The following is a 242-nucleotide window of genomic DNA, read 5'->3' as shown; positions in this document are numbered from 1 at the left end:
ATCTCAGTATCGCTCTGCGTAGGTGCTCCGCTGAACCTGACGGCCTTGCTAGGCGCTGGCTCAGGCAACATCCTAACGGGTCTGACCACAACTCTGCTGGGTGGTGGTACGCTGCCAGTGACAGTCGCTGCTGGTGCTAACGTCTTCAACCTGGTGTCAACGAGTCCGCTAGGCTGTAGCACTGTGACGCCCGTGAGCGTGACAGGTGTGAATGCTCCTGTGCTCAACCCGATCTCAGTATC

General features: G+C 58.3%; 1 protein-coding gene. It reads left to right on the top strand.

The features are described 5' to 3' along the window. The coding region (locus J2I46_RS32740) for a hypothetical protein (RefSeq protein ID WP_207333322.1) at positions 1-242 on the top strand (242 nt) is incomplete at both ends.

Origin of the sequence: Fibrella forsythiae (assembly GCF_017353175.1) — a bacterium.
Taxonomy (GTDB): Bacteria; Bacteroidota; Bacteroidia; order Cytophagales; family Spirosomataceae; genus Fibrella; species Fibrella forsythiae.
This window is presented reverse-complemented; position numbering and strand designations above follow the sequence as displayed.